Below are 5,140 nucleotides of genomic sequence, written 5' to 3' on the forward strand. Positions count from 1 at the left end.
ATTACGTCGCTCTCAACAGCAACTTAATTATCATACCATGCTGTTTCGAAACTGTCAACACTTTTTTATTAAACTATCAAGTCGCTTTTCAGCGGCAAGAAATATCATATCTCAACTAAACTATCAAGTCAAGATGTTTTTTTCGCACCGACTGTTCATTCTCTTCAAATATCGGTGGAAAACTATCTTATCATCTCACAAACAATACGTCAATACTTGCTCATATGGAAATATTATGCATTTTAGAACAGTTAATATGATATGCATATCCTTAAGAAATTCGGCTTACCTTTAATCCCAACTCTTCCATTCTATAATAGCTTAATTATATATACCCAGCTCACAGATAAATAAACGTCATCTTTTCCTCGAAGTAGATTGACAAAGTACCATATTCTAAGAGAAACATAGATTTTACGTAATCCTTGCTGTTGATATGTAAAAATTAAATAATGAGGTGACCTATGCAACATCACGAATATTTACAAGCTAAATTTCCACGTTTAGAACTTAGACCACCATTGTTTTATCGTTGGAGTAATGGTATCCGATTTGAATTAGGGATAGCTTTGAATAATGAAATTGACTTTCCAAACAATTCTTATATTCAGAGATGTTATCAAAAAGCGATTACTTTATTTCAGGCTTTGCATGCTCTCGCGGATCAAATTGTTATCGTGGATGATGTAGATGATTATGGTCATGGGATAAGTATAAAACGTAGATTAGAAAACTTTTCCCCCTACATTCAAAAATCACTTTTGTTTAAGTTAAAACATAATTCAATTTTATTATCCAAAGATGGTGAAGAAGGAATGTATCAAAAACATAGATTTTCTCTAAAATGTAGAACATCCAATTTTGCATACATTCCGCTCATTAAAGCAATTTGTAACCATGATTTTGGCCTAAGTCCGAGTAATTCTAACAGAGTATATTTTATCAATGTAAATAAAAATACTATCTTTCATATTTATGATGACCGAGGTTGTGACTTATTGGCGACTGTGCCTGAAACAATAAAGAAAATTTATCTAGGATACAATGATTGGATTTTAGATTACGACAGAACTAAAATTGACAAGATAGTTAATTGATGATCTGGACAAAGTTAAAAACTATTGATATAAGTTTCCTTATTTAATAAAAAGCAACATTTATTTATTAGGGCTTTGCCCCCTTATCCCCCAATTACAAATTCCATTGGATCTTCATCGTATCAAGGCGTAAGATAAAAGCATCAAAAAGATAAAGGATGGCGGGCAATGAACAATCTAACAAAAATGAAGATAGATAAACCAGCAAATGAAGTCTTTGAAGCTTTTGTAGATCCATCAAAGATCGGAAACTTTTGGTTTTCATCCAGTTCTCAACGTTGGGAACAAGGTAAGACGATTACGCTGAAATACAGAGAATACAACGCTCAACTCGATATTTATTTAATGAAAGTTATGAAAAACAAGGAAATTGTGTTCAAATGGGGGCCACGTGAAGATAATTATATTGTGACGATCAGGTTGATTGAAATGGGACAAGCCACCATCGTCACAATTATTGAAGATGGTTTCAAAGATACAGATGAACAAATTATTCAACAGCTTGTCGATGATAAAGAAGGCTGGGTATTTATGCTCACATGTTTAAAAGCATATTTAGAATCTGGTGTCACCAATTTACGAACAGGACTGGTCAAAGATTAATCGATACATGTACGAGAATCGAGTTACTTTGATAAGCATTAGATTTCACTGAATCTATCTTTCATAGGATTAATACTTGAATACGCATAGCTTTCTTCATATAAAATGAAATTCTTCCTTCCAAATAGATAAAGCCTCGATGCTTGAGCACCGAGGCTTTATTGCAATTTCTATATAACGTTTAAATTCAGTCGTTCTGGGCAGCAAAAATTTTACCGAGAACCGTTAAAACCTTAGGCATATCCATTTTTTGGGTAACTACTTCGACAAATCTCAAGACGTCAGGTGATTTTGCCATGTCCTTGAGGGCATCAGCAAGTTCACCTTCTGTTGTAGTCTTGTAGCTTTTAAAATTCTTGTTGCCACCGAGAATGGCCGGGATATTCGCATAGCGCCACATTTTAATATCATTGTATTTCGCTTCAGGTCCGTGAATTGATCGTTCAACAGTATAGCCATCGTTATTGATCACAAAAATGATCGGATGAAGATCTTCACGCAACATCGTAGATACTTCTTGGAAGGTTAATTGAAATGCACCGTCACCAATCAATAGAATGTTACGTCGTGATGGATTGGCAAGCTGTGTACCCAACGTAGCCGGTAACGTATAACCAATTGATCCCCATAGCGGTTGTCCAACGAACGTAACATTTTCTTTAAGTGGTACTGTCTGAGCACCGAAGAATGAGGTCCCTTGATCAGCAACAACTACATCGTCTTTCTGAATGAAGAGACGAACCATTTCCCAGAAACGCTTCTGTGTCAGCGCCTGATCTTCTTTTACATAGAAAGGTTCTTCTTTTTGTTGTTCAGTAACCGGTATTATGTTCAAAGACTGTGCATCACGTTTTTTGACTGTCCCAGCTAGTTGGTTGAGCGATTCCTCCAGAGAAATTTTTGAAAATTTTATTCCCTGATAGTTAACTTCCTCAGGTGAGATCTGAATTACAGCACTATCCATGAACTCTTGTGAGAAACCGCTAGTAATCGAATCGGTAAGCTTAACGCCAACACTTAGGATGCAGTCTGCGTTATCGATTCGGTTTCTCAAATAGTCAGGACTTGTTTTCCCACTATAAACACCAATAAATTGAGGATGTTCCTCATTAAAAATACCTTTTCCCATGCTTAGCGTAGCAACAGGAAAACCAGTTGCTTCCGCTAAGTTCATTAATGCTTCTTCAGCGTGAAAACGAGAGACTTGATAGTCTGCCAAAATAACTGGTGACTTTGCCTTTTCGATCACGGGAATCAGGGTTCCCAGCATTAGACTGATTGTATCTATGGAAGCTGCCTGTTCTTCTTGAAGCAAAGGTTCCTTTGGTTGCTTAGCAGGAAGTGCATGAATGTCAACAGGCAGATTGATATAAACCGGTGCCTTCTCATACCAGCAAGTTCTTAACACTCGGTCAATCTCTTCTGTTGCATTTTCTGCTGTCAATGTTGTTTGTGCTGCAGTGACTTCCTTGTACATCTTTGAAAAATGATCAAATGCTCCGTCACCTAATGTATGGTGAACGAGACGACCTTCATCTGCAATTTTCGTTGCAGGAGAACCGGTGATCTTAACAACTGGCACCTGTTCCGCCCGTGATCCGGCAATTCCGTTTACAGCACTTAGTTCACCAACGCCAAATGTCGTAACCAGAGCCGCGATCCCGTGAATGCGCGCATATCCATCTGCAGCGTATGCCGCATTCAATTCATTACAATTTCCTACCCAGTCAAGTGCTGGATGTTCAATAATAGTATCAAGGAATGAAAGATTGTAATCACCAGGCACACCAAAAATGTGTCGAATGCCAAGTTCACCGAGTCTGTCGATTAAATAGCGTCCTATTGTGTACGTTGTATTCATTTCGTTCTAACCCCTCACTTCTACTCATAGAAAAGATTCCGAGACTAGGTATCATCGATAATTATAGGTCAAGTTCATTGACCTATAAGGCGAGTATATACCGAGATGCTTAATAGGTCAACTATATTGTCCTATTAAGAAAACGTCTGAGACAAAAGTTCTTACTTTATGCTATACTACAAAGTCAGTACGAAAGGAGTCAGAAGAACTTGAATGAAGAAGAACAACAATTGAATAATGTGCTTATGCTCTTTTACTTCGGTTACCGAACATTTACGGAAAAACCGGATCAAATGATAGAAAAGTACGGTATCCAGCGTGTGCACCACCGCATTCTTTTTTTTATTGCACGGGTACAGGGAATCACCGTGAATGATCTGCTTTCGATTCTCGAAGTATCAAAGCAAGCACTGAATGTTCCACTTAGGCAATTATATGAAAAAAATTTGATTACAATGGTTCAAGCAGATTATGATAAACGATACAAACAGCTTTATCTGACAGACAAAGGAAAACAACTTGAAAGTGAATTAAGTCAGGTACAAAGAGAACAAATGAAGACCATTTTTAAGTCTCTCGGAGGAAATCATCAGGAAGCGTGGAGTGATGTCATGAATGTCCTCGCAAAATCCCGTCCGGGGCAGCAACACTTCAATAAACAAATTGAAGAACATCGAAATTAAGTAACATAATTAAGTTGAACCCAATTCTACTCCATCCCCAATTGTAATCATATAGATTCAACAAAAAAGCTCCAATTCTTTTTGGTGCTTTTTTTACGTTTTCATTGGTTGGCTATTTTTTGTATGTAGTTAACCAACTCTTCTCCATCAATCAGTTTTATCGGTTTATTGATCGCATAACGTGTCGCTTCTTTCGTAAACGTACTCGTAGTTACAAAATAGCCCTTGTCCGAGTGTTGATCAATAATAACACTGTGAAATTGACGAATAAGATTTACAGAAATTTTTTTATCTTTATATCGTTTACATTCCACGATCGCAGTCATTTCATCCTTATGTACTATGATGTCTTTGCCACCATCTCCGGTAGCCTTTGTAACATAGGCATCAAAACCTAATGCTTTAAAAAGATCAGCAACAAAATATTCAAATTCCCTAGGTCGCATTTGTCTTATTTTTTTCATTTCTGCGGCGCGAATAATACGCTTTTTTCGCTCTTCAATTTCCAGTTGTTTTCTGTATTGTCTCCTAATGTTAATTAATGTCACAGTACTATAGAGGACAAAAGAAAGACTAAGAATAAGGGATCCTTTTACAAATACGGATAATTGTATCCACCAGTTTATAAGTCCATCAACAACAGACAAAACACCGATAATTAATATAAAAAATACAACAAGTTTTGCTTGTTGCTCAGCATTACTTTTTCGTCCTCTCAATGAATAACACCTCAAGATTAATATAGCCATTTGAATAAAAATATAATATGAGATGTATAAATGGTTTAAGAGGCATAGGTGCGTTCACAGTTTTATCAGTTGTTCTCTGGATCTTCAGATCCGTAAGCATAAAAAAACAAGCGTCTCTCGATGTTATTCGAGAAACGCTTGTTTTTA

General features: G+C 36.6%; 5 protein-coding genes. 3 read left to right on the forward strand and 2 right to left on the reverse strand.

Translation table 11 applies throughout. The annotated features are described in order from the left end of the window. Positions 1 to 464: 464 nt before the first annotated feature. A complete protein-coding gene (locus NIE32_RS13990) occupies positions 465 to 1,097 on the forward strand; it encodes a DUF3885 domain-containing protein (RefSeq protein WP_253077487.1) in 633 nt (210 codons plus the stop codon). A 168-nt stretch (positions 1,098 to 1,265) separates the two neighbouring features. Beyond that, on the forward strand, positions 1,266 to 1,700 hold the full coding sequence (locus NIE32_RS13995; RefSeq protein WP_253077488.1) for an SRPBCC domain-containing protein: 435 nt from the start codon (positions 1,266 to 1,268) through the stop codon (positions 1,698 to 1,700). A 187-nt stretch (positions 1,701 to 1,887) separates the two neighbouring features. Here the strand turns inward: NIE32_RS13995 and NIE32_RS14000 are convergent, their stop codons facing one another. Beyond that, entirely contained in the window at positions 1,888 to 3,561 is a 1,674-nt protein-coding gene (locus tag NIE32_RS14000; RefSeq protein WP_253077489.1) for an alpha-keto acid decarboxylase family protein, read from the reverse strand. A gap of 245 nt (positions 3,562 to 3,806) precedes the next feature. On the opposite strand from NIE32_RS14000, the gene NIE32_RS14005 reads away from it, so the two are divergent. Then, a complete protein-coding gene (locus NIE32_RS14005; protein WP_253077491.1) occupies positions 3,807 to 4,244 on the forward strand; it encodes a MarR family winged helix-turn-helix transcriptional regulator in 438 nt (145 codons plus the stop codon). A gap of 101 nt (positions 4,245 to 4,345) precedes the next feature. Here NIE32_RS14005 and NIE32_RS14010 read toward each other — a convergent pair whose 3' ends face one another. Next, positions 4,346 to 4,963, reverse strand: coding sequence for a restriction endonuclease (locus tag NIE32_RS14010; RefSeq protein ID WP_253077490.1), 618 nt, complete (start codon positions 4,961 to 4,963; stop codon positions 4,346 to 4,348). Positions 4,964 to 5,140: the final 177 nt, after the last annotated feature.

Source organism: Sporolactobacillus kofuensis, from assembly GCF_024125425.1.
GTDB classification, from domain to species: domain Bacteria; phylum Bacillota; class Bacilli; order Bacillales; family Sporolactobacillaceae; genus Sporolactobacillus; species Sporolactobacillus kofuensis.